This window comes from Metabacillus rhizolycopersici (genome assembly GCF_020075705.1).
Genome location: NZ_JAIQUM010000073.1, coordinates 1 through 24596, shown reverse-complemented (window position 1 = coordinate 24596; position 24596 = coordinate 1). Strand labels below are relative to the sequence as shown.

Below are 24596 nucleotides of genomic sequence, written 5' to 3'. Positions count from 1 at the left end.
TAGTGAAAAAGAATAAGAAAGAAAAGGAAAAAGGCAATTTGCCGTCTAAAAAGCAGACAGCAACTTGCCTTTTTGTATTGAAAAGAAATTAAAAGAATAAAAAACGTAAGTTTTTCAGTGGCCTCGACTCTTAGGGAAGTGTTTTTTTTTAGATCGTATTGTCATAACTCAAAATATAGGGTAAAATAAAACCGAGTAAACAAATGAGAATTATAAAATTAACGATAATATTCCATATAAATAATAAGACAATTCGTTTGAGGAGGAATAGAAATGAGCATTGAATTACATCCAGTTATTGATGGTGCAGAAAGTCAATTTTTTAAAGGGAGTAAAATTGGAGTTGTACTCTGCCATGGGTTTAATGGCACACCACAAAGTATGCAATCGATTGGAGAACAGCTTGCTGAGTATGGTTTTACAGTATCCATTCCTCGCTTAAACGGACATGGTACACATTATTTAGATATGGAATCAAGTTCATATAAAAGTTGGATATCAGATTTAGAGGAAGCATACAACGACCTAAAGCAACAATGTGAGCGTGTTTTCATTGTTGGCCAATCAATGGGGGGCGCTTTGACGTTACAGGTGGCAGCTAAAAATCCGGAAGTAGACGGAATTTTCCTGATTAATGCGGCAGTAACAGATGTTAGCTACAAGGAATTTTGCAACAAGGTTACGCCTTTGTTTGTTCATGAAGGTTCTCCAGATATTAAAAAGCCATCTGTTTTTGAAATTGCGTATGACAAGGTACCGATCAAAGCGATCCACCAACTTTTACACTTAATGGAGGACACGAAGAATAAAGTATCACATGTATCAAGCCCAACGGTCATTTTTAAATCGGTCATTGATCATGTCGTTCCCCCAGCGAACTCAGAGTATATATATAGTCAAGTGAATACAATCGATAAAAAAATGATAACATTACAGAATTCATATCATGTTGCATCAATGGACAATGATGCTCCATTCATTGTGGATAATATTTATCAACATATTAAAAAACTAACTGCTAATACTATCACACAATCAGTTGTAACAAGGCTAGCTTAATGTGGAGAAAGGTGGATAACTCCTTATGTTATCCACAAGTTATAAACATATCTACATAGTTATCCACATTTTTGTAAACACTTAACGTGGAAATTCAGAATATTGAGAAGGAGTATCTTCTTGACTGTGGATAATGTTTGAATCGATGAAAAAAGTTGAATGGTGTCGAAGATTCAAAAGGCTCACGAGTTCGGTTGTTGAGTACGAAATGATAAAGCGAGACTTCCATCAGTGGGGGTTTTCCTTATCCCCACTGATGGATAGCGAGACTTATCGGGCTTTTACGGGCAGTTATCCCCCGCCTTCGCTTCTTTGTGATTCATTCAAGCTTAGAGGTGGGGGTATTACTACCCGTTAATGCGGGATAAAAAGAAGGAGTTCAATTCGTAAATGAATTGGACTCCTTTTAGTTGTTGGAATATTAATGTGTTATCATTTCTAACCTTGATTGTCTTCTTTGTTTTCTTTGTTTTCTTTGTTTTCTTTGTTTTCTTTGTTTTCACTACTAATCTATGAATATTGCTTGGGCGGATCAGCGTGTGGAGATACTTCTAGTCGATCAGTTCTTGATACATAACTATGTAATACCATGCCTCCAATGACAAGGGCCATTCCCAGTAACGAAATAGGTGTAGGAATAGGTGCACTTAGGAAAATAATTTCGCCGATTAGTGCAAAGAGAACTTCAATGGATTGTGTAGCCTCTACAGCTGCAAGTTTAGCCATATTGTTCTGAACTAAATTTGTAGCCTGGAAAAAAAGAAGCGTTGCAATTAAACCAGAGCATATCGCAACCCAAAATGATTGAATGGTCTGCGTTTTTGAAGGGAGACCGGATGTAAATAGGGCGATAATCGATAATGCAATCCAAAAAGGTAGGCTCCCAATTGTCATTCCAAGAACACGCTGGAATACATCTAACTTTCCTGTACATAGTGCCATCATTTTTCGATTGCCAAGTGGATATGCAAACGATGCAATGAGGACTGGAATGATACTTAACAACATAGACTTAATTGATAATTGACTGGCATGTTCATATTGCATGATACCGATGCCGATAAGGATAATAAATGACATACATAACCCTTTCATTGGGATTTTTCCCCTTACCTGTATTGGTCCATTTGCAGTTTTGACTTCTTCATAAAATAGAGGGACGAGAAGTGAACCAGATAGGATTGTGATTTGCCATGTAGCGGCAACGAGCCATGCCGGTCCATATGCACCAGCAAAACAAATTGGCGCATAAAAAAGGCCAAAACCAACAGTCCCCCACAACAGCCATTGTAATGGATGTTTTTTCATTTCGATAAAAAGTGGAGCTAACTTATTCCTTCCGATAACGATGAGAAATAAAAATGGAAGCATGAAAAAGAAACGTAAAGATGCACTCCATAACCAACTTCCTCCCGAGAGTTCCATTGATCGGTTTAATACAAACGTAAAGGCAAAGAAAAGGGAGGAACAAATACCTAATGCAATAGCTTTCAAAAAGATCACCTCAACTGATTTTAGATTAATATTGTAAGGGAATGAAGAAGGATAGGTGGGGGAAACTGCCAGAAGGGCCTAACTATTATGGGGATGGGAAAAAGACAAGGAAGGGAGCTTCACTTTAGTGTGCTGACCATACTATAACATATTTCCCGACTGATTTTTGACTATTCTAAAAAACAGGAAACTATAAAATTCTTGTACTGTAGATGAGCGCGCGACATCTAGCGCAAGCGTCCGGACCCTCGACTTATTTGCCCCAGGCTGATTAAGGCGCTTACGCTTTTGTTCTTTATAACGTAGTGAAAGAGTAATCAAGACGCAAAGAGCCCTTCAAGATCCCATGTGAGTTTGAAGGGGGCAAATATAATGAAATTTTTAATTGTTGTATGTGAAGAAAACCTTTATGTAGACTCCACTCCTAACGAGAGGTTATTAAGGGAATTGTTTTTTTTTATCTTTCTTCAAGACATGAACTAAAAAGACCAATTACTATCCCTAATAACGCTCCACCAAGAACTTCAGCAGGTTGATGACCTAACAATTCATTTAATTCCTTTTCTTGTTTTACATGAAATAAACCTGGCATCTGGCCTGAAAGAGTTTCAATATTTGCATCAAGATCATTGACAATTTTAGCTATTTCACCAGTCTGTCTTCGAATACCTTGTGCATCATACATCACGATAATGCCAAAAATGATTGCTAGAGCAGAATCAGTTGAATTCCAGCCCTTTTTCGTAGCGACATAGGTAGCTAACGCTGAAACACCTGCTGAATGTGAGCTTGGCATACCACCCGTTTGAAAAATAGGTCTCCAATCCCACACACCATTTGCCTTCTTATTTGTGAAAATTTTTAGCCCTTGAGCAATTCCGATACCTGAAAGGGCAGTCCAGACCCCTCGATTCATATTCATCACCTCTATGATGGTAGTGTTTATCAAATAGATTTTGATATTCAAGTTGTTTGATAAATAAAATTTGAAGGTGAGGAATAAACGGCGCCTTTCCTGAATTCAGGCTCAAACTTTCTTCGGCAATTTTAGACAAATTATTTCCCGGAAAATGCCCTTGTAGTCGAAATGTGTATGTAAGACGCAAAGAAAGGTGTAAAAAAACAGAGAAACAAGTTGCTTCTCTGTTAAGTCTCTTCGCGTGAAATCCAGGTTGGTAGCTGTGGTGGTTGGTAATTTCTAAATTTTTCTAGCAGTTGTTGAGGATCCTTTTCGACAATAATCATTGATTGGTATTCAGGCTTTAAAAATTGTTCTTCAATCATATGGTCGAAGAATGTAAGGAGTTTATTATAGTAATTATTACTATTTAACATTCCGATTGGCTTTTGATGCTCGCCAAGCTGGGCCCATGTATATACTTCAAAAAATTCTTCCATCGTTCCAGGACCACCTGGCAACGTAATAAAGCCATCGGAAAGTTGTTCCATTTTTGCTTTACGCTCGTGCATTGAATTAACAACAATCAGTTCCGTTAGTCCAGTATGAGCATTTTCACGCCCCATCAGCATCTTTGGAATCACTCCAATTACCTCACCACCTGCCTTTAAGGTTGCGTCAGCGACAGCGCCCATAATGCCAACTCTTGCACCACCATAAACTAGGGTTAGGCCATTTCTAGCCAATTGCGTTCCAAGCAGTTCAGCTTCTTCCATGTAAATCTGAGATGCACCTGTACTAGATCCACAAAAAACACTAACTCGTTTCACATTATTCACTCCTTGTATGTAAGCTTCTTTTATTATATTTCCATGGAATACGAGCTACAACTTCAAATTATACATACATATCATGTTTAGGTGAGAATATATAGTTTGACTTATATGATGGATAGAGAGTATAGCCTACGAAAGTGAAAAATCTTACGTTCAAATCCACAAGATCTTCTTTATTGAAAGATAAGAAAGAAATTTTTGACTTAGTTTTCGTGTCCAGCGCAAGCGTTCGGCCTCTCTTGGGTCTAAGCCACGCATGAATTGAAGGCAAAGTACCCTTCTATTCATGTGCGTCTTATACCTGCCTTAGGCTGATCAAGGCGCTTCCGCTTTTCTTATTGTCTACACACAAACAAGAAATTTGCTGAATATAGTTAAAAAGGAACAATTTTAAACGAAACATATAATAGAAATAGGAGAATCGTTAATAACAATTCCTACTTAAAGTGATAAAATAGGAATGATGATATTTGAGGAGGAAAACTTTTATGAAAACGAAATTAGGTCTTATATATGGTGGGAAGTCTGCTGAGCATAACGTTTCTTTACGAACAGCTCTAGCTGTAATAAATGCATTAGATATGAATAAATTTGATATACATCCAATTTATATTAATGAAAATGGAGAATGGATAAGAGGGAATGCTTTAGATGCACCTGTGAAGGAAGTAAGCACCCTTAAGCTTCAAGACACAGGAAACACGGTTTCTCCTGTTTCTTTAAATGCTGAATTATTCCCTGCACAAACGGAACAACAGGATAAAATCGATGTCATTTTCCCTCTATTACATGGACCTAATGGTGAGGATGGAACTGTACAAGGACTACTCGAATTATTAAACATCCCATATGTAGGGAATGGTGTTTTAGCTTCTGCGGCAGGAATGGATAAAGTTGTGATGAAGAACTTATTCGCACAAGCTGGTTTAGCACAAGCAAATTATGTTTCTTATATTAAGAGTGATTACGAAAAGTCTCCAGAGGATGCATACAAGCAAGTTGAAGAAGCATTAGGTTACCCTTGTTTCGTAAAACCTGCGAACTTAGGCTCTAGTGTAGGAATAAATAAATGTAAAGATCGCCAATCATTGGAGCAGGCTTTTAGGGAAGCATTTGAATTTGATCGCAAAGTAATTATCGAAGAAGGCATTGTCGGTCGTGAAATTGAAATTGCTGTTATCGGAAACGATGATCCTTCATGTTCTGTTGTGGGTGAAATCGCTCCTAAAAAGGAATTTTATGACTATAAAGCGAAATACGAAGATGGCGATACAGACCTCATTATTCCAGCAGATATTACAGAAGCGGAATATGAAACAATCAAGGAAATGGCGATTAAGTCATTTAAAGCAATCGATGGTTCTGGTCTTGTCCGTGCAGACTTCTTCTTAACGGAGGATGGAAAGGCATTAATCAATGAAGTAAATACAATGCCAGGATTTACACCTGTTAGCATGTTTCCGTTATTATGGAAAGAAACAGGAATCGAATATCCGCAATTAATTGAAAAGCTAGTAGATCTTGCATTGCAACGATTTGACCAAAAACAACAAATTAAACATACATTTTAAGTAGTACTTTTGAATAGCGACATGAATATAACATCGTATTAGGGTGTAAATAGGGGGAACTGAATTTCAATTTTGATCAGTTCCTCTTTCTTGACGTTTTAAATATAGTTCAGAGGAATTTTCCTAAAAGGAGCGAAGCAAATGATTCAGCGTACATTAGCTAATATTGAAGAGATGGTAAATGGTTCAGGCTTAGATGAAGGATTTCAGAGTAAGAAAATCAACGGGGTGACGACTGATTCCCGTCTAGTTGAAGTGGGAAATTTATTTTTTCCTCTTGTAGGTGATACTTTTAACGGTCATGAATTTGTGGATAAGGCAATTGAATTGGGTGCTGCGGCTGTTATTTGGAAAGAAACAGAGCCAAATCCTCCGAAGCAGGTCCCTGTTATTTTTGTTAAGGATACATTGGTAGCGTTACAGGACCTTGCTGAGGCATATTTAAAACAATTGAATCCAAAAGTAGTAGGAATTACAGGAAGTAATGGGAAAACAACCACAAAGGATATGGTGGCAGCTGTTCTTGAAACCACTTATAAAGTACATAAAACAAAAGGGAATTTTAACAACCATATAGGACTGCCATTAACGATTTTAAGCATGGCAGAGAATACAGAAATCGCCGTTTTAGAAATGGGAATGAGCGGAAAAGGTGAAATTGAGCTGTTGTCAAAAATCGCTAAACCTGAAGTAGCGGTAATTACAAATATCGGAGAAGCGCATTTAATGGATTTAGGTTCAAGAGAAGGGATTGCTTCAGCAAAATTAGAAATCGTCAAAGGGCTAAAGGAGAATGGCTGTTTAATTTACCATGGTGATGAACCTCTGTTACTGGAACGAGTCCCTTCCTTATCGTTTTCTTCTGTAACCTTTGGTGAGGGAAGTAAAAATGATTACTTCCCACAAAACATTAAACAAGAAGCAAATGGAACTTACTTTGATATTAATGAGACAGCCTACTTTATTCCAGTACTAGGTAAGCATAATGTGTGCAATGCATTAGCAGCTTATGCAGTGGCACGTTTTTTTGAAGTAAAAGAGGAAGCGATTAAGAAAGGCTTCGGTTCAATTAGAATTACAGGTATGCGTTTAGAATTACTTCAATCTAAAAGTGGAGTATCTATTATCAACGATGCTTACAATGCTAGCCCGACTTCAACAAATGCTGCGATTCAACTTTTGGAAGATTTAAAAGGATTCAATCAAAAGTTTGTAGTTCTTGGTGATATGCTTGAATTAGGTGATGACGAAAAAGAGTTTCATTACCAAGTGGGAAAATCAATTAAACAAGATGAAATTTCACATGTTTTCACCTATGGAAAATTGGGTGAAGAAATTGCAAATGGCGCGAGACAAAATCGTTCAGAAGAGTTTGTTCATCACTTTAATGATAAATCTGCTTTAATTGATCGATTAAAGCAATTAATGAATAAAAACGATGTTGTACTTGTTAAAGCTTCGCGTGGAATGAAACTAGAGGAAGTTGTAAATTCCCTTTTATAAAGCGAGATGTATCGGTTGGGAGTATCTAATGAGGTAATGGTTTACTGTCAGTTAAGAATCGGATAAAAGATACAGGAATAAACAAATAAAATAGACAAAAAATAAAACGAAATGAACAGAAAGAAGTAAAGGTAAGTTCAATTCGACAGATGAAATAGAGTGTTGGGATGCTGGTCATGGCGCTTGCGCATTTTAAAAGGTCTATAAGCATATAATTGAGTATCACCTATCCGCGATTCTACGTGTGCAGTACTTAAAGTGAGGCAGACAGATTGTTTTTAATGGGATGATAAAAGATTGATTGAAGGGGAATATTAATCACAACGGGTTAATAAACCGGTAGAAGAAGGAAATCCTTAAAACACTGTTGTGCCTAAACCACTGAATTCAGAAGTTCGTTAAGAAAAGTGAAAGCACCGTACCGTTGAAAAAAGCACATAATTACTCTCATATTACCAGGAGTAATATCCCCACTTTTGAGCTTTGAGTGATCCACAACAAAGCGGAAGTGGGAGATAACTGCAATTGGTAACTATTGTAAATCTAACTTTATCCATCCAATTCCGTATAGAGAACAAGAGGCTAAAGCTTGTTTCTTCTCAAAAGCAGTTTTAATGTCGGAGAGGTTAATGAAAAATTACAGGAAGATGTTGAGAGTTTTCTGTATGATAGAGATAATTTATTTGCCCATTTTACACAAGTGGGAGTCGCTTTATCCTGGAAAATGGGAATACGCAATCTAAGTTACGAATGCTAAATAAATCCTTTTTAGCTATGAGTGCCGGATTAGTTGGTTTTACATTGTGTTGAAATAAAGAACCGGTAGTGGTATGATTACTTTTAAAGTGTTTGCGGGCTTTAAATAAGGTAAACTGCTGCCCTTGTTGGAAAGAGGGCATTTTTTGTTGGCAAATAAATTGAACGGTTTTTTACATCTGACTGTTTTTCATGATGACACAACAGTTGATAACTTACTTTTTAGCTACTGGGTGACCACCCGGCTTATCAGGATAAAGATAAACATCGTTTCATTATGAATACGATTTATAAACCCGTTACCTATAAGGTCTGTAAATATTTACAGCAAACGATTATAGAAGGAGTATGAAAACATTGACATTAACGTTTCAAGAATTAGGATTAAGTTCGTTACTAATGCAATCAATAAGTAAAATGGGGTTTGAAGAGCCATCGCCGATTCAAGCACAAACGATTCCTTTAGGTCTACAAAATAAAGACATAATTGGGCAGGCGCAAACAGGAACTGGTAAAACAGCTGCATTTGGTGTCCCACTTATTGAGAAAATTGACATGAAAAATGATAACATCCAAGCTGTTGTTATTGCTCCAACACGTGAACTTGCAATCCAAGTATCAGAAGAACTTTATAAAATTGGTTACCATAAACGCTCACGCGTGCTTTCAATCTATGGAGGCCAAGATATAAACAGACAAATTCGTTCTTTGAAAAAAAATCCACAAATTATTGTTGGAACACCTGGACGTTTACTAGATCATATCAAACGTAAAACAATCCGTCTAAACGCTGTTCATACAATTGTATTGGATGAAGCAGATGAAATGCTAAACATGGGCTTTATTGAAGATATTGAATCAATTCTTTCTAATATCCCTTCAGAACGCCAAACGCTTCTTTTCTCTGCAACAATGCCTGATCCGATCCGTCGCATTGCAGAGAAATTCATGAATGATCCTGAATTAGTAAAAGTTAAGGCGAAGGAAATGACGATGCCTAACATTACTCAGTATTACTTAGAAACGCATGAAAGAAAGAAATTTGACGTATTAACAAGATTACTTGATATTCAATCTCCAGAGCTTGCAATTGTTTTCGGTCGTACAAAACGTCGTGTAGATGAGTTGTCAGAAGCGTTAAATTTAAGAGGATATACTGCAGAAGGTATCCATGGAGATTTAACTCAAGCAAAACGTATGTCAACTTTACGTAAATTTAAAGAGGGTACAATTGAAGTATTAGTTGCAACAGACGTTGCTGCTCGTGGACTTGATATTTCTGGCGTTACACATGTATACAACTTTGATGTTCCTCAAGATCCAGAAAGCTATGTCCACCGTATTGGGCGTACTGGACGTGCAGGTAAAACAGGTATGGCAATGACATTTGTTACACCAAGAGAAGCAGACATCGTTAAAAATATCGAGCGCACTACGAAAAGTAAAATGGAGCGCATGAAGCCACCAACAGTTGATGAAGCGATTGAAAGTCAACAACAAATGACTGTTGAAAAGATTCGTTCTATCATTGAAGGTGATAACCTTGCTTTCTACAAACGTACAGCTGAAGAGCTTCTTGAAGAATTTGATGCACAAGCAGTTGTTGCTGCAGCAATTAAGTTCATGACGAAAGAACCGAATGCTGTAGAAGTGAAGTTAACAGATGAAGCACCTGCTTTCTCAAGATCTAAAAATAAAGGTCGTTCTTCTTCTTCTAATAACAGAAGAAGAGGCGATTATAATCGTAGCGGTGGATCAGGCGCACCTAAGAAAAACAACAGCCGCCCATATGGTGACCGTGACAAAGGTAAAGGCAATAGCAGCAACAATAAACGCCGCTACTCTAATTCTAAATAATATTAAAGAGATCGAATTCATTTATGGATTCGGTCTTTTTTTTATGGCTTAAATGGGGAATTCTTATTTGGTTCAATAAAAAGTGAAAGTGGTTCAATACTCGAGAGGAATGGCTCAACTCCCGAGTGATGTTTATACAATGAGGTTATTTCACAAAACAACTGCCATTTAGATTTGATTGCCTTTTAAGGTAATTCGAGTATGTTATAATCAAATGGTAATATTTTCTCTTTTTAGTGGTGAATTGCAGTTTTCGTAAAATGGAGGAGAGTAGGTTGAGAGAGTTACCTAAAACTCAAATTAGTTTGAAGGCACTAACTGTTTGGAAGCTTAGTGCTCTTATTAGTGCAATTATTTTTTTTCTTATCGTTGTAGCTATAGGGGTAGGTGTGTATTTTCTTGAATTCACTTACTGGATTACTGTTGCATTAGCATTTGTTTGGCTTGTTATCTCTCTTATTTCGATTTTTGTTATACCAAAAATTAAGCACCGAGTCTGGCGTTACGAGGTTCATGAGCATGAGATAGAGCTTCAGTATGGACTATTTGTCATCAAAAGAGTGCTTATTCCAATGGTGAGAGTTCAGCATGTTGATACACATCAAGGTCCTTTGTTACGAAAATATCAATTAGCATCAGTTGAAATTTCAACGGCAGCAACAAAACATGAGATTCCAGCACTAGACTTAAGAGAGGCGGATATCCTTAGAGATCATATATCAAGGCTAGCGAGGGTGACGGATGATGATGTTTGAACCGAAGCGAATTCATCCTGTAGGAGTGATTTTAAGTTTTCTCAAGATTATAAAATCCTACATCATTCCAGCTTTTCTTTTCTTTTTCTTAGGTAATCATGATCGCTTTGAAATCTATTTTATCCTTGGAGCGATTTTCTTAGTTGTTTTCATTGTCATAACTAGTTTTTTTGATTGGTGGAAATTTACTTATTGGCTTGAGGATGGGGAATTTAGGATTGAGCATGGAGTTTTTGTTAAGAAAAAGCGCTATATCCCAATTGAGCGGATTCAAACAATTAATATCAGTGCTGGAATCATTCAGCAAATCTTTGGTCTTGTAAAGGTCCAAATTGAAACAGCTGGAGGTGGAATGGAGGCTGAGGCGGTACTAACAGCAATAAAAAGACAGGAAGCAGATAGAATTCAAAAGGCAATTGCGCTGTATAAACAGGATTCATCAGAACCTAATGAAGTCCAAAATGAAGAAAGGCCTCATATTCCAACCTATAAAATGGAAGTAAAGGATTTGTTCGTCGCGGCCTCAACTTCAAGTGGAATTGGTGTGGTTTTATCAGCATTTGCAGCCCTTTTGTCACAAATTGATGATTTTATCCCATATAAGGATATTTTCAATCGCTTTGAGTTTCTTTCGAATGGAAGTTTTACACTTTATGCTGTCTTAGTCTTTATCGCTTTTTTTATTGCGTGGATTTTGAGTATTATCGGTGTTCTCCTAAAGTATGCCTTTTTTACAGTTATCAAAGAGGAAAACGAAATAAAAATCTCAAGAGGTATTTTCGAAAAACATCAAGTATCAATTCCTATTTCACGTATTCAGGCAATTAGAATTGTACAAAATCCATTAAGACAACTTTTAGGGTACGCAACTGTATATATAGAAAGTGCGGGCGGTAGTGCTGGAGATGAGGGCTCTTCGGTGATGCTCTTTCCTGTTGTCCCTAAAAAAGAGGTTTCTAATCTGTTATCGCAATATCTACCTTTATTTGAATATAGCGATACCGTACATAGATTACCAAAAAGGTCGTTGCCTCGCTATTCGGTAAGAAAGATGTTACCTGCTGTCATTATAAGTATTCCTGTTGCATACTTCTTAGCGCCCTGGGGATTTCTTTCGTTCATACTAATTGCAATTGCTGCATGGTGGAGTTACTATTCCTATAAAGATGCTGGATGGAATCTCAATGGGAATCAACTGCAACTACGCTACCGGGTTATTTCAAAAATAACAATTCTCGTTCATCGAAATAGACTCCAATCGGTTAAAAGTAAAACCTCACTTGTTCAAGAGAAGCAACTTTTGCGAACGCTTGAGGTAACAATTAAATCTGGTATAATTGGCCGGGTTTTCACGGTGAAAGATCTCGATCGAAACGATATTGAGCAGATGATTGACTGGTACTCCTATTCGACTAGTGAAAAGGTAAAATAAGAACAGACACGGTCATCAAGAACCGTGTCTGTTTAGGTTAGTTCTAAAATATCTCGGTTGCTAGTCACTTCTACAAACCTTAGGAAAGCCGGAAAAACATTCCTATAACAATTAATAAACCGAAAATGACCCAAATGATATGTTTAGGACTTATTTTTTTTATAGAAAATCTAGCGGTGGAACTAGGACTGTAATAGGTTTGATGAACAAAGTTTCCCTTCTTTTTAATGAAAAGTGGGGCCAGAACAAACCCTCCAATACATCCAAAAATGTGAGCAATGATGTTAATGTTGGAATTGAAGAATGTCATGATAAGACCAATCACTAACATACTTAGAATGATTTGAGAATTCGCTTGATCGATCATCCCTCTCCTAAAATAAACCATGAATAAATACACACCGAATAATCCGAAAATCGCTCCCGAGGCTCCTATATGTGAATAGTTCAGCGGCTCAAAAAGGTATGTAGCAAGATTAGCAAGTATCCCTGTGCTTAAATAAAAAACAGTGAATTTTAGTTTTTTTAATATTTTTTCTAATGCAGGGGCAAATAAAATCAAGGAAATCGTATTGAAAAACATATGCCCAAAGCCAATATGGAGAAAAATAGGTGTAATAAGTCTCCAAAACTCTCCATTTGCTATTCCTGCATTATATCCATCTAACAAACTAAATAAAATTTGTATCGCTGGAATAGGGAGCTGAAAGAATAACCAAAGTAAAATGTGGATACAACCAATAATAGAAACGATTGGATAAAGTTTGAGAAACGATCCAAAGCTTTCCGTTCTGACAAACATAGCTTTCCTCCTTTGCCGTTTATTGATTTGTTCATGCTTAGAAATTTATAAGTTTGGGCTTCGAGAATTGTCCAGCTCCAGGCGCCATCGGCTCGAGGTCACAAGCCAATCCGACCAAAAAGGTTAAAGAACAACCTTTCCTGCCGGCTCGTCTTGTGCTTGTCGCCGATAGGCGGGCGCCTTGCGCTTTTCTTATAAACTCATTTTTATTCTGAAGGTCAATCAGTTACAATAATATATCAAAGCAAAAGGCGTCATGAATATGAGTTAGTGACAGTTATATACTAACACGGATATGTACGAGTTGTTTAAAATAGTACCATAAAAGGTTTTGGAAGGTGTTGTTTCAAGATGATTACTGGAATTGGAATGGATATCATTGAACTTGATCGAATTAGACGAATTGTTGAGCGTCAACCAGGTTTTATTAAAAGAATTCTAACACTAACTGAAATTGAAAAGTTCACCACTCTTTCAAAGGAGAGGAAGGTTGAATTTTTAGCAGGTCGATTTGCAGTCAAAGAGGCATATTCAAAGGCGATTGGAACGGGTATAGGAGAAGAGTTTAGCTTTCAAGATATTGAAGTGATCAATGATGAAAAAGGAAAGCCGATTATTCACTTTCTAAAGGAGTCCCTAGACGCTACTACCATTCATGTCTCGATCACTCATACTCGTCAATATGCAGCGGCACAAGTTATTTTAGAAAGGTGAGATAGGATACATACATATTTTTAAAAGGTTAAGAAGTAGATGTTTTTGACTTAGTGTTTGTGTCTAGCTGCAGCGCCTAGCCTCTCTTGGGTCTACAGCCACTTTTGAATAGAAGGCAAAGTACGCCTTCTATTCAAAAGTGCCTTAGGCTGATCAAGGCGCTCCCGCTTTTCTCATGCATATTTGGCAAGTTTGTCTCATATATTTGGTAATGCGATTGGGAAGACAAGTTGTTTTGTGGAGTTCATCTTTTGGTCTTTGGCTTAAAATATCCATAATAGAGAGCCTAGTCTTTTAGTAAGATGAGGTCTAGCAAACGATTTCTTCCTTTTTAACGTTAGTATGAGGCAAAGGGGTTGAAAATGTTGAAAAAAAGCTGGGTATTACTTTTAGTAGGGCTTTTTACAGTACTCTTACTCGCGGGATGTGGCGAGAAATCACAGGCTGATGTAGTTCAGGCGTTAGAAAAGAAGACGGAAGAAATGTCCGGGTATAAAGCGAAAGGGAAGATGACGCTTCAAACTGGAAGTGAACCACAGGTGTATGAGATTGAAATTTGGCATAAAGGACCAACGTACTATAGAGTAAATCTTAAAAACTCGCAAAAAGAACAAAGTCAAATGATTTTACGTAATGACGAGGGAGTGTTTGTTTTAACTCCAGCCTTAAACAAAAGCTTTCGATTCCAAAGTGATTGGCCACAAAATAGCAGCCAAGCATATCTTTTTGAATCTTTAGTAAAGGATATTGCAAATGATCCAGAAGCGAAATTTAGTGCTGTGGAGGATAAATATGTTTTTGAAACAAAAACAAATTATCAAAACAACAAAATGCTACCTACTCAAGAGATTACCTTTAATAAAAAGGAATTATCACCAACAATGGTTAAGGTAATGGATACTGATCGAAATCCGCTTGTAGTTGTAGAATTTACGAGCTTTGAACTCAATACTTCATTTGATGATAACTCGTTTGACGTTGAGAAAAATATGTCAAGTGCACAAATCGAGGTTCCAACAATGGCAACAGGTGATCGTGAACCATTTGCAGTTAAATATCCATTAGAACAACCAGCTGGTGTTGATTTAGTAGAAGAAAAAGAGGTTGATACGGAAAATGGCAAACGTGTAATCCTTACATTTGGTGGTGAAAAGTCCTTCACTTTAATCCAAGAAAGTGCAGAGATAGCAGCACCTGCTTCTGCATCGACCTCAACATATATGAATGGCCAGCCTGCTGATCTAGGATTTACAATAGGAGCGATATCAGAATCATCTTTAACATGGTCTTATGATGGTGTTGACTATATGCTAGCTTCAGAAGATTTATCAGAAGATGAAATGCTAACGATCGCAAAATCTGTTCAGGGCCAAGGAGGAAAATAAAGCGAGGCATATCTTAATGTTTATTGGGAGTAATCGCACCAACTATTTTCTTTACGTAGGGGTTTGACTGTCCTTTAAGAATAGGATAAACGATTCGGGTGGTGCAATAGTTAATTAAAAAATATAACAAATAGTAACATTTAACAATAAAACGCGCTGTTTTATTGTTTTTTTTATATTAACAATTTTTTCTTCATTTCTATTGAATTATTTTATGGATTTTTATAAGATAAAAATATAAACGAACATAAGTTCTTTTTAAGGGAGGTGCATCTCTCATGGCAAAGAAAAAAAGTTCTTTAATGTTTACATATATTGGTGTAATAAGAAAAGCTGATGATGTTGAAACGATTATATTGGATGAAATCATGCGTAAGTTTCAATCTGGTAAACGTTACTTACGTGAACGAATTTTTGAAGGCAAAAGTCGAAAAGAAGCTGTGGATATGGCAAAACCTTTATTTATCAATAATTCACGCTACATGAGAGATGCGTTTCTTGAAGCAGAAGCATCGATTTCTTCTCAAAAGGAATTGTTGCCTACTTACATACAACAAAATCAATTAAAAGTAGCTGCATTAAACGAGCAAATTACTAAATTAACCAATTCTAAAAAGAAGAATAAAGAGGGAAAAATAAAGTATAAGCATTCAAAATAAAAAAAACTTACGAAACAAAATAATTATTATCAATACGACCTTGATAAAGGGACAGTTCCCAAAATAGTTGATGGGTCTAAACAGCTGTTTAAGGAGTTAGTACATAAAAAATAACAAAAGAAGAGTGGCGCGACGCCAGAAGCAATGCGGTTTATTCTCGTGGGGAAAAATCCAAAGGCGGGAACGAAAACATTAAATTGTCTTACCTAGGAGAAAATCTCTTCGAAATGCTGGTATTAAATCCTTTTAGTGACAAAAGAGGTGATCGATTATCTTTTGTGGTTTGTTTTCCTGATAAATTTGTCTTTTCTATGGCTTCTTATTTAGAAACAGGCGAATCTTATTCTGTTCGTATTTTACGAAGAAAAGATAAGTACGAGGTACATTTCGCAATGGAAGAAGAAAACTCATGTGAACCTACCTTTGAAAAAAGGAATCGCTGGATTAGATATGAATCCTGATAACCTTTCCGTTACGATTGTTTATCCAAATGGTAATTTTAGAGCTTCGAAAGTATTTTGGATGCATGATCTTACTACCGTTTCTGCCGACAAACGTGATTGGATCATTCAACAAACGGTAGTAGAGATGCTAATGTGGGTGAAATCATTTGGCGTAGGTACGTTATCTATGGAAGAATTAAAGTTCTTACAACAAAATAAGAACGCTTCATTTAATCGAATGGCAAGTAATTTCTCTTACAGTAATATAACAAAAACACTTATTTCTGCTTGTTTTAAAGAAAATATCGCGCTCATACAAGTGAAACCTTATTATTCGAGTTTCATAGGTAAAATAAAGTACCAACAAACCTATGGCTTGTCCATACACCAATCTGCTGCTTTTGTATTAGCCCGAAGAGGGTTGGGGTTTGAAGAAAAAATACCGAAAGAATTGTTGTCAGTCCTGTTTGCAAGGGAAGCAAAAAAGGGACAACCTCTTTCGGACTTATTCAAACACTGGAAAGTAGTAAAGAAATGGCATGACGACCTACTAAAAGAGATGAAAAAAATAAAAATGAATGTAAAACACTGCTTTTTACAAGATTTTATTGTTTCCGATATCTCGTTTAATAGCGAAATAGAGTTTCCTTTTTAACTCTATGGAATAAAAACCTTAAGCTTGTTTTTCTGCACAGACACTTCGGTGTGAAAATTCCTCTGGAAGGATTGCTGTGTGGGACTTCAGGTAGTTCTGGTAACTCCAGCCCCTTGGTGTGCTCTTCGGAGACCGAAAGACTTGGATGGCTTCGGCAACTAGACCCTCGCCAGCGAAGGGTCGGGCAAAATTTTGTTTTGTTCCCTACTTCATAAAACCTACGATTTGTTATGTTTTTATATAACATGTTATGGTTTTGAAGGAGCTGGTGCATCCACCCGTTTTTTAGTGTCTAAGAATAAATTGTCGCTTTACTCAGTGTTATCTAAAAGCACCTTACACAATGGAGATAAACGGTATCTTTGTTCGTAAGCATTCCATTTAAGTACGGTTAATCAATTTACCTTTTTTCTAATTTTCTACCTCCAAAAAATCCTTTCTCTTCATGATTTGACATTTCTATATTAATATCGAGATAATCATTCTAGTAGGAAAGTTAGAATGAGGAAGTGGAGTTATGATGCAAGAGGATTTTTATCGTGATACATGGGTTGAAGTTAATTTAGATGCAATAACACATAATGTAAGGTCAATGAAACATCATATTGGGGAAGCTATTGATATAATTGCAGTTGTAAAAGCGAACGCGTATGGTCATGGTGCTTTGCAAGTGGCAAAAACTGCACTTGATGCAGGTGCGTCGCTGTTAGCTGTAGCTTTTTTAGATGAAGCATTGATGTTAAGAAATTCTGGTATTGATGTTCCGATCTTAGTACTTGGTGCCACGAGAGCAGTAGATGTAGAATTGGCAATAAAGAATGATATTACGTTGACAGTTTTCTCACTAGATTGGCTAAATGAAGCTAAGAAATATATGAATACAGGTGTAATCAATCTTCATGTAAAGCTTGATACCGGGATGAGTCGATTAGGAGTGAGAGCTGAGAAGGAACTTTCAGCAATAGTTAAATTTGTTGAAGACTCCTCGCATTTTGCGATTACAGGTATCTATACGCATTTTGCAACAGCGGATGAAAGTGATATAGCTTATTTTAATCATCAATATAAACGATTTCAGGAACTACTAAATTGTATCTCTCAGCAAGATTTGCTTGTGCACTGTGGAAATAGTGCTACAGGACTTCGATTCCCAGATAAACTGTATAATGCTGTTAGACTAGGTATTTCAATGTATGGATTATCGCCTTCCGTAGAGGTAAAGAATGAATTACCCTTTCCGTTAGAAGAAGTTTTTTCGTTACAGACAAAATTAGTACATGTAAAAAAGGTACCAAAAGGAACGAAGGTAAGTTACGGGGCGACATATGAGACGACAGAAGATGAATGGATTGGAACGCTTCCAATAGGATATGCTGACGGCTGGTTAAGAAGCTTAAAGGATTCAGATGTATTGGTTGAGGGAAAACGTGTACCATTAATCGGTAGGGTTTGTATGGATCAATGTATGGTTAAGCTTCCTTATGAGCTTCCTGTCGGTACAAAAGTGACACTGATAGGTAAACAAAACAATGAACATATCACAGTTGATGAAGTAGCTAAGCGACTGGATACAATTAATTATGAGGTACCTTGTATGATAACTTCACGAGTTCCTCGTATGTTTTTAAAAAATAAGAGTATAATTGAAGTGTGCAATCCTCTTTTAAACAGTTAAGGTAGAATGATTTTTGTGTGTAGCGCAAGGGGATGCCTTCTATGATAAGGGTTCCTATGCTTGACTGGGCTTACTAAGTGCTTCAGTTTTTCTTAAAAGATTAAGAAGTATAAATTTTTCGACTTCGTTTTCGTGTCCAGCACCTAGCCCCTCTTGGGTCTAAGTCACTCAGGAATTGAAGGCAAAGAACACTTTCTATTCCTGAGCGTCTTATTTGCCCGAGGCTGAACAAGGCGCTTGCGCTTTTCGTATCAATACATCCAAAGAATACTAAGATGTGAAATGCTATCATAATAATGAATAAATAACCTATACATGACGATAATAGAGGATGGCTCATATCAGAATTGGATAGAAGTGATTATTTATGATTCAGTATCAACTTTTAGTGTATGATTAATGAAAACCATGCTTTATAGCTTGTTAAATCAAAGGGGCTATAAGTATTTGACTTAGCATTGGTGTCTAGCGTAAGCGGTTTGTACTTTTCTGGGCTAACCAAGGCGCTTCTGCTTTTCATTCGCGTCTTATGCCTGCCTTAGGCTAACCAAGGCGCTTCCGCTTTTCTTAATGAAAATGCTTTGCTTCTTGGGTTGTAGATGTTATTATTAAATTTGGAATGATTATTAGGATGGTTAGTTTGGTGGAGGTGTATGTTTGTGTCTGAATCCAGCGCAACAACAGAAATCTTAATTCAGTTACCTCAAGCATTAGTATCGGAATTGGATGGACTTGTAAAACAGGAGAACGGAAACAGAAACGAGCTTATTTATCAAGCAACGAAGATGTATATTCGTGAGCGTAAAAAGCGCCAAATTCGCGAATCTATGAGACGTGGTTACATGGAAATGTCGAAAATTAATCTAAACATTGCATCCGAAGCATTTTTGGCAGAATCTGAGGCTGACCATACCGTTGAACGCTTAGTTAGCGGGGGTTAATCATTTGATTGTTAAGCGCGGCGACGTTTATTTTGCGGATCTTTCCCCAGTTGTAGGATCGGAGCAAGGTGGCGTACGTCCGGTATTAATTATCCAGAATGATATTGGAAACCGCTTTAGTCCGACGGTTATTATAGCGGCGATTACAGCCCAAATTCAAAAAGCAAAGTTGCCAACCCATGTTGAGATTGATGCCAAGCGTTACGGGTTTGAAAGAGACTCTGTCATTCTTCTTGAACAGATTCGAACGATTGATAAGCAAAGGCTTACTGATAAAATAACCCATCTTGACGATGAAATGATGGATAAAGTAGACGAGGCCTTGCAAATAAGCTTAGGACTTATAGATTTTTAGCGGGAATTTAAAATAGAGTTTGATGATATGAAGATAAAAAGGGTTGCTGTTTCTAGCAATCCTTTTTATTGTACTTATCACTCACTACAAATTAAAAGTGAGTTAAAAAAGAAATAAAATAAAGACTTATTATATAAAGTCGGTCAGCTATTTTAAATGTTTTAGACTAGTTGGTCGCCTATTATTTTTATCTAAAATTACCGATTATTGTTATAGCCTATTCGTAACGAGAAGAAAAGAAGATAGATGGGAGATAACTGCCTGTATAGAGTAAGGTAAGTCTCACATTTTCTACTGAAATATTTAATAGACCATTGATTTTTGGTAAAATGTTTACATATGTTTCCGTTAGTTATGACGAAATACGTAACTAAAGCAACTTATCCGATCTTGAATTTGCTATGGTAGTGGATCGGTATCAAATATCTGGAGGCTTATTATGATAGAAAAACAAGATCGAATGATGCAACAGATTAGTACAGAGCTTTCTATAAATTTTAAACAAGTTACAAATGTTATAAAGTTACTTGAAGAAGGAAATACAGTTCCATTTATTGCTCGTTATCGAAAAGAACAAACAGGAGCTCTTGATGAGGTGCAAATTCGCGATATCTCTGAAAAATGGGCGTACATCCAAAACCTTGAAAGTCGCAAAGAAGAAGTGCTCCGTCTAATTGACGAACAGGGCAAACTAACTGAACAACTAGCTGCGGATATTAATAAGTCTATGAAACTTCAGCAGGTTGAAGATTTGTACAGACCTTATAAACAAAAAAGACGAACAAAAGCAACAGTGGCAAAGGAAAAAGGGTTAGAACCATTCGCTGAGTGGATTCTCCAGTTGCCAAGTCAGGGGGATATTACATACAAGGCAAGTGAGTTTTTAAACGAAGAAAAAAATGTAAACGAAGTTGAGGATGCGATCCAAGGTGCGAAGGATATTATTGCGGAGCAAATTTCCGATGAACCAAAATATCGCCAATGGATCCGAGATATTACGTATAAAAAAGGAATGATCTCTTCTGTGGTAAAAGATGAAGAGAAAGATGAGAAAAAGGTTTTTGAGATGTATTATGAATACGAGGAACCAATTCAAAAAATTGTCCCACATCGTGTGCTAGCCATCAATCGGGGTGAAAAGGAAGAAGTGCTTCGCGTTGCTATTCAATCACCAATCGATCAAATTGTCGAATACATTCAAAAACAAGAGTTGAAAAATAAATCTACAATTGTACATAACATCATGGTAGAAACAATTGAGGATGCATATAAACGATTGATACAACCTTCTATTGAAAGGGAAATTAGAAAAGAGTTATCTGAAAAAGCTGAAGATCGAGCAATCCATATTTTTTCACAAAATCTTAGAAATTTACTTTTGCAACCGCCATTAAAAGGAAGAATGGTGTTAGGTGTTGATCCTGCATTTAGAACTGGTTGTAAATTGGTTATTGTTGATCAGACTGGAAAAGTGCTTTATATCGGTGTTGTTTATCCTCATACTTCTGCTGAAAAGCAAAAACAAGCGAAAGTGGCTGTGATTGCTTTGCTTGAAAAGTATGGAATTGAACTTGTTGCGATTGGAAATGGGACAGCTTCAAGAGAAACGGAACAATTTATCGTTGATATTTTAAAAGAAGTAAACGGTGAAATCTCGTATATTATTGTTAATGAGGCGGGAGCGAGTGTATATTCTGCATCGGATTTAGCTCGAGAGGAGTTCCCGGATTTGCAAGTCGAAGAACGAAGTGCGGTTTCGATTGCAAGAAGACTTCAAGATCCATTAGCGGAATTAGTAAAAATCGATCCGAAATCTGTTGGTGTAGGTCAATATCAACATGACGTTTCACAGAAGAAGTTAAATGAATCTTTAACATTTGTTGTTGAAACGGTTGTAAACCAAGTTGGCGTCAACGTGAATACGGCATCATCCTCTTTGCTTCAATATGTTGCTGGTTTAAGTAAAGCAGTAGCGAATAATATAGTGAAAAAGAGAGAAGAACTTGGAAAGTTTTCAAACAGAAAACAATTGAAAGATATTCCTCGATTAGGGGCTAAAACATATGAGCAATGCATTGGCTTCTTACGTGTGTTAGAAGGAGATCAGCCGTTAGATCGTACGAGTATTCATCCAGAGCGGTATGGAGAAGTCAATAAATTACTCGATCAACTTAATGCAACAATCTCAGATTTAGGTAGTGCAGCTCTTAAAGATAAGGTGATTAATCTCAATTTGAAAGAAACAGCAGATGTGCTTTCGATAGGAGAATTAACACTAAAGGATATTTGCGACGCATTAGTTCGTCCAGAAAGAGACCCACGTGATGATGTAGCAAAACCACTGCTGAAGAAAGATGTATTAAAACTAGAAGATTTACAACAGGGTATGGAATTGCAAGGTACTGTACGTAATGTAGTTGATTTTGGAGCATTTGTAGATATTGGCGTAAAGCAAGATGGTTTAGTGCATATCTCAAAATTAAGCAATTCATTTGTGAAGCATCCACTTGATGTTGTGTCTGTAGGTGATGTTGTGACAATATGGGTTGACAGTGTAGATCTAAAAAAAGGGAGAGTAGCTCTCACAATGGTAAAGGGTTAAAAAGAAACACTGCTTTTAGGAGCAGTGTTTTTCTCTATAGAAAAACCAGCATTGATTAAGTAATTTGATTTGGTAATGATTCTTTTCGTAAAAAGCGCGTTGCATTTGCCCTTGTAACCATGATGGCATTGCTCATACCTCCTTATTCTTTATTACAGATTATTGTTTGTAACCCTTCACTTAAAGGTTTAGAGAATATGTGATCGTGGAATCTAGGATTAATGAACGCCGACTAAAATTACCGCATTTTGTGCGGCTAAACTAATCATTAAAGGGATAGGTGGAAACCTTTATAATAGCGGTTTAATTTATCCGGCATTAACAGCGTTATGTGGTAATACCCTAAACTTCCCTTTTACTGAATCACAAAGAAGTTATGATGAAGGATATCTACCCGTAAAAGTGAAAAAAGTTTCACTAACCATCAATGTGGGATAAAGAAACCCCTCAACTAATGAAAGTCTCGTTTTATAATAGAGTATGGGTGTTTATAATGTATGCGGAATGCCTGTACAGTGTTACTTATAAAATTGGAGGATTATATTGTGGATGATATAAAATTACAACTAATCGTAGAAGAAACCTCTCTAACCTATTTTCAAAAAAAGTTTAACCATCAAGCTATCTTTAACGATAGACTAAGAACGACTGGTGGGAGGTATTTGTTAAAAAGTCATAATATCGAAATCAATCCGAAGTACTATCTTGAGCATGGACTAAACGAGATGATTGGGATTATTAAACATGAGCTCTGTCATTATCATTTACATATAGAAGGAAAAGGCTATAAACATGGTGATCGAGATTTCAAAGAACTACTAACAAGAGTAGGAGCACCTAGATTCTGTACACCTTTAATAAAAGCTTCTGTAACTAGGAGCCCCAAGCTTATTTATAAATGTAAAAGTTGTCATCAGCTTTACAATAGGAAGAGGAGAGTAGATACAACACGTTTAGTGTGTGGGAAATGCAGTGGGGAAATCTATCTTTATAAAAAGGGTTGACGGGATGGGGGTTACTATGATAAATTATAAAAGCCGTCGTTGATGGCGATTGTTTTTTTAAAAAGTTGATTTGGAGTCTTGACAGGATATCCTATACTCAATATAATAAAAGAAGTCTGCAATGATTATTCCGCAGTAGCTCAGTGGTAGAGCTATCGGCTGTTAACCGATCGGTCGTAGGTTCGAGTCCTACCTGCGGAGCCATATGGGGAAGTACTCAAGTGGCTGAAGAGGCGCCCCTGCTAAGGGTGTAGGTCGCGTAAGCGGCGCGAGGGTTCAAATCCCTCCTTCTCCGCCATATAAAACATGGCCCGTTGGTCAAGCGGTTAAGACACCGCCCTTTCACGGCGGTAACACGGGTTCGAATCCCGTACGGGTCATTTGTGATATTGCAGAATGTGGGAAGTAGGCACACTTGCTAATAATAGCACGATGTCCACCTCCTGTTTATCTCTCTAAATTTTATTTGTTGGTCCGGTAGTTCAGTTGGTTAGAATGCCTGCCTGTCACGCAGGAGGTCGCGGGTTCGAGTCCCGTCCGGACCGCCATTACTTTCAATGTATTGGTTGTTAGAATGCTTTGAATTCAGTAATCAATATATTATTTTGAAAATCTTCAATGGGCTATAGCCAAGCGGTAAGGCATCGCACTTTGACTGCGACATGCGTTGGTTCAAATCCAGCTAGCCCAGCCATTTTAGTTTAAATGCATTATAGTAATGAGCCATTAGCTCAGTTGGTAGAGCATCTGACTTTTAATCAGAGGGTCGAAGGTTCGAGTCCTTCATGGCTCACCATTTACACACCATGCGGGTGTGGCGGAATTGGCAGACGCGCTAGACTTAGGATCTAGTGTCCTTGTGACGTGGGGGTTCAAGTCCCTTCACCCGCACCATAGTTTTTACTTTGCGGTCGTGGCGGAATGGCAGACGCGCTAGGTTGAGGGCCTAGTGGGGGCAACCCCGTGGAGGTTCAAGTCCTCTCGGCCGCACCAAAAAACATATTGACTTTGGTTGAAAGAAATGTTATTCTAGAAAAGTTGCTTGATGAAAACAACTTAGATTTTATAAAATTTGCGCCCGTAGCTCAATTGGATAGAGCGTTTGACTACGGATCAAAAGGTTAGGGGTTCGACTCCTCTCGGGCGCGCCATATGACGGGAAGTAGCTCAGCTTGGTAGAGCACTTGGTTTGGGACCAAG

The 24596-nt window shown here is 37.2% G+C and carries 20 protein-coding genes, 9 tRNA genes and 1 pseudogene; 25 read left to right on the top strand and 5 right to left on the bottom strand.

Features of this window, described 5'->3' with window-relative positions; genetic code table 11:
* The first annotated feature begins 273 nt into the window (after positions 1–273).
* Positions 274–1059 carry an alpha/beta hydrolase gene (locus K9V48_RS22325; RefSeq protein ID WP_224141331.1) on the top strand — a complete coding sequence of 262 codons (786 nt, stop codon included), beginning with the start codon at positions 274–276 and terminating at the stop codon, positions 1057–1059.
* A 510-nt stretch (positions 1060–1569) separates the two neighbouring features.
* Here K9V48_RS22325 and K9V48_RS22320 read toward each other — a convergent pair.
* The 3 genes from K9V48_RS22320 to K9V48_RS22310 form a co-directional block, all read right to left on the bottom strand.
* Entirely contained in the window at positions 1570–2553 is a 984-nt protein-coding gene (locus K9V48_RS22320; RefSeq protein ID WP_224141330.1) for a DMT family transporter, read from the bottom strand.
* Between the two features lie 457 nt (positions 2554–3010).
* The gene (locus K9V48_RS22315) at positions 3011–3478 is read right to left on the bottom strand and encodes a divergent PAP2 family protein (protein WP_224141333.1); all 468 of its coding nucleotides are present in this window, start codon (positions 3476–3478) and stop codon (positions 3011–3013) included.
* A 221-nt stretch (positions 3479–3699) separates the two neighbouring features.
* Complete coding sequence (locus K9V48_RS22310) at positions 3700–4281, bottom strand: LOG family protein (protein ID WP_224141329.1); 582 nt, start codon at positions 4279–4281, stop codon at positions 3700–3702.
* 494 nt (positions 4282–4775) lie between these two features.
* On the opposite strand from K9V48_RS22310, the gene K9V48_RS22305 reads away from it, so the two are divergent.
* From K9V48_RS22305 to K9V48_RS22285, 5 genes are all read left to right on the top strand, one after another.
* Positions 4776–5858 (top strand): D-alanine--D-alanine ligase, encoded by a 1083-nt coding sequence (locus K9V48_RS22305; protein WP_224141328.1) that lies wholly within the window; start codon positions 4776–4778, stop codon positions 5856–5858.
* Between the two features lie 141 nt (positions 5859–5999).
* Entirely contained in the window at positions 6000–7361 is a 1362-nt protein-coding gene (locus K9V48_RS22300) for a UDP-N-acetylmuramoyl-tripeptide--D-alanyl-D-alanine ligase (RefSeq protein ID WP_224141327.1), read from the top strand.
* A gap of 1113 nt (positions 7362–8474) precedes the next feature.
* On the top strand, positions 8475–9974 hold the full coding sequence (gene cshA, locus K9V48_RS22295; RefSeq protein ID WP_438803914.1) for a degradosome RNA helicase CshA: 1500 nt from the start codon (positions 8475–8477) through the stop codon (positions 9972–9974).
* Between the two features lie 275 nt (positions 9975–10249).
* Positions 10250–10729 (top strand): PH domain-containing protein, encoded by a 480-nt coding sequence (locus tag K9V48_RS22290; protein ID WP_224141326.1) that lies wholly within the window; start codon positions 10250–10252, stop codon positions 10727–10729.
* Positions 10716–12161 carry a PH domain-containing protein gene (locus tag K9V48_RS22285; protein WP_224141325.1) on the top strand — a complete coding sequence of 482 codons (1446 nt, stop codon included), beginning with the start codon at positions 10716–10718 and terminating at the stop codon, positions 12159–12161. The genes K9V48_RS22290 and K9V48_RS22285 overlap by 14 nt, the downstream gene beginning before the upstream one ends.
* 217 nt (positions 12162–12378) lie before the next feature.
* Here K9V48_RS22285 and K9V48_RS22280 read toward each other — a convergent pair.
* A pseudogene (locus K9V48_RS22280) lies at positions 12379–12963 on the bottom strand (rhomboid family intramembrane serine protease); the annotation flags it as partial.
* Between the two features lie 351 nt (positions 12964–13314).
* Here K9V48_RS22280 and acpS point away from each other — a divergent pair.
* The 9 genes from acpS to K9V48_RS22240 all read left to right on the top strand — a co-directional run bounded on the left by acpS (position 13315) and on the right by K9V48_RS22240 (position 22392).
* Entirely contained in the window at positions 13315–13677 is a 363-nt protein-coding gene (gene acpS, locus K9V48_RS22275; RefSeq protein WP_111618306.1) for a holo-ACP synthase, read from the top strand.
* Between the two features lie 365 nt (positions 13678–14042).
* Complete coding sequence (locus K9V48_RS22270; RefSeq protein WP_224141323.1) at positions 14043–15062, top strand: LolA family protein; 1020 nt, start codon at positions 14043–14045, stop codon at positions 15060–15062.
* 278 nt (positions 15063–15340) lie between these two features.
* Positions 15341–15721: an SSO2105 N-terminal domain-containing protein gene (locus K9V48_RS22265; RefSeq protein ID WP_224141322.1), complete on the top strand. Its 381-nt coding sequence runs from the start codon at positions 15341–15343 to the stop codon at positions 15719–15721.
* Between the two features lie 110 nt (positions 15722–15831).
* Positions 15832–16182 (top strand): hypothetical protein, encoded by a 351-nt coding sequence (locus K9V48_RS30200; protein WP_498043129.1) that lies wholly within the window; start codon positions 15832–15834, stop codon positions 16180–16182.
* Positions 16133–16819, top strand: coding sequence for a hypothetical protein (locus tag K9V48_RS22260; RefSeq protein ID WP_224141321.1), 687 nt, complete (start codon positions 16133–16135; stop codon positions 16817–16819). Before K9V48_RS30200 ends, K9V48_RS22260 begins: the two co-directional genes overlap by 50 nt.
* 520 nt (positions 16820–17339) lie before the next feature.
* Complete coding sequence (alr, locus tag K9V48_RS22255) at positions 17340–18494, top strand: alanine racemase (protein WP_224141332.1); 1155 nt, start codon at positions 17340–17342, stop codon at positions 18492–18494.
* Between the two features lie 659 nt (positions 18495–19153).
* Positions 19154–19435, top strand: coding sequence for a CopG family ribbon-helix-helix protein (locus K9V48_RS22250; protein WP_111618307.1), 282 nt, complete (start codon positions 19154–19156; stop codon positions 19433–19435).
* 4 nt (positions 19436–19439) lie between these two features.
* Entirely contained in the window at positions 19440–19790 is a 351-nt protein-coding gene (gene ndoA, locus K9V48_RS22245) for a type II toxin-antitoxin system endoribonuclease NdoA (RefSeq protein ID WP_026562078.1), read from the top strand.
* A gap of 439 nt (positions 19791–20229) precedes the next feature.
* Positions 20230–22392 (top strand): Tex family protein, encoded by a 2163-nt coding sequence (locus tag K9V48_RS22240; RefSeq protein ID WP_224141320.1) that lies wholly within the window; start codon positions 20230–20232, stop codon positions 22390–22392.
* 15 nt (positions 22393–22407) lie between these two features.
* Here K9V48_RS22240 and cmpA read toward each other — a convergent pair whose 3' ends face one another.
* Positions 22408–22521, bottom strand: a complete 114-nt coding sequence (gene cmpA / locus K9V48_RS22235; RefSeq protein ID WP_111618309.1) for a cortex morphogenetic protein CmpA — start codon at positions 22519–22521, stop codon at positions 22408–22410.
* A gap of 416 nt (positions 22522–22937) precedes the next feature.
* Between cmpA and K9V48_RS22230 the strand changes: the two genes are divergently transcribed.
* The 10 genes from K9V48_RS22230 to K9V48_RS22185 all read left to right on the top strand — a co-directional run bounded on the left by K9V48_RS22230 (position 22938) and on the right by K9V48_RS22185 (position 24547).
* Complete coding sequence (locus K9V48_RS22230) at positions 22938–23396, top strand: SprT family protein (RefSeq protein WP_224141319.1); 459 nt, start codon at positions 22938–22940, stop codon at positions 23394–23396.
* Between the two features lie 129 nt (positions 23397–23525).
* Positions 23526–23600, top strand: a tRNA-Asn gene (locus K9V48_RS22225).
* A 3-nt stretch (positions 23601–23603) separates the two neighbouring features.
* A tRNA-Ser gene (locus tag K9V48_RS22220) sits at positions 23604–23694 on the top strand.
* A 10-nt stretch (positions 23695–23704) separates the two neighbouring features.
* A tRNA-Glu gene (locus K9V48_RS22215) sits at positions 23705–23776 on the top strand.
* Positions 23777–23867: 91 nt separating this feature from the next.
* Positions 23868–23944, top strand: a tRNA-Asp gene (locus K9V48_RS22210).
* 71 nt (positions 23945–24015) lie between these two features.
* A tRNA-Gln gene (locus K9V48_RS22205) sits at positions 24016–24090 on the top strand.
* A gap of 26 nt (positions 24091–24116) precedes the next feature.
* A tRNA-Lys gene (locus K9V48_RS22200) sits at positions 24117–24192 on the top strand.
* A 12-nt stretch (positions 24193–24204) separates the two neighbouring features.
* Positions 24205–24290: transfer RNA gene (locus tag K9V48_RS22195), tRNA-Leu, on the top strand.
* A 13-nt stretch (positions 24291–24303) separates the two neighbouring features.
* A tRNA-Leu gene (locus tag K9V48_RS22190) sits at positions 24304–24389 on the top strand.
* 81 nt (positions 24390–24470) lie between these two features.
* Positions 24471–24547 (top strand) — tRNA-Arg (locus tag K9V48_RS22185).
* The last annotated feature ends 49 nt before the right edge of the window (positions 24548–24596 follow it).

Excerpts from the sequence above, each read along its gene's own strand:
- K9V48_RS22325 (WP_224141331.1), top strand. The coding sequence starts at position 274 with ATGAGCATTGAATTACATCCAGTTATTGATGGTGCAGAAAGTCAATTT.
- K9V48_RS22305 (WP_224141328.1), top strand. The coding sequence starts at position 4,776 with ATGAAAACGAAATTAGGTCTTATATATGGTGGGAAGTCTGCTGAGCAT.
- K9V48_RS22300 (WP_224141327.1), top strand. The coding sequence starts at position 6,000 with ATGATTCAGCGTACATTAGCTAATATTGAAGAGATGGTAAATGGTTCA.
- K9V48_RS22285 (WP_224141325.1), top strand. The coding sequence starts at position 10,716 with ATGATGATGTTTGAACCGAAGCGAATTCATCCTGTAGGAGTGATTTTA.
- acpS (WP_111618306.1), top strand. The coding sequence starts at position 13,315 with ATGATTACTGGAATTGGAATGGATATCATTGAACTTGATCGAATTAGA.
- K9V48_RS22265 (WP_224141322.1), top strand. The coding sequence starts at position 15,341 with ATGGCAAAGAAAAAAAGTTCTTTAATGTTTACATATATTGGTGTAATA.
- alr (WP_224141332.1), top strand. The coding sequence starts at position 17,340 with ATGCAAGAGGATTTTTATCGTGATACATGGGTTGAAGTTAATTTAGAT.
- K9V48_RS22240 (WP_224141320.1), top strand. The coding sequence starts at position 20,230 with ATGATAGAAAAACAAGATCGAATGATGCAACAGATTAGTACAGAGCTT.
- cmpA (WP_111618309.1), bottom strand. The coding sequence starts at position 22,521 with ATGCCATCATGGTTACAAGGGCAAATGCAACGCGCTTTTTACGAAAAG.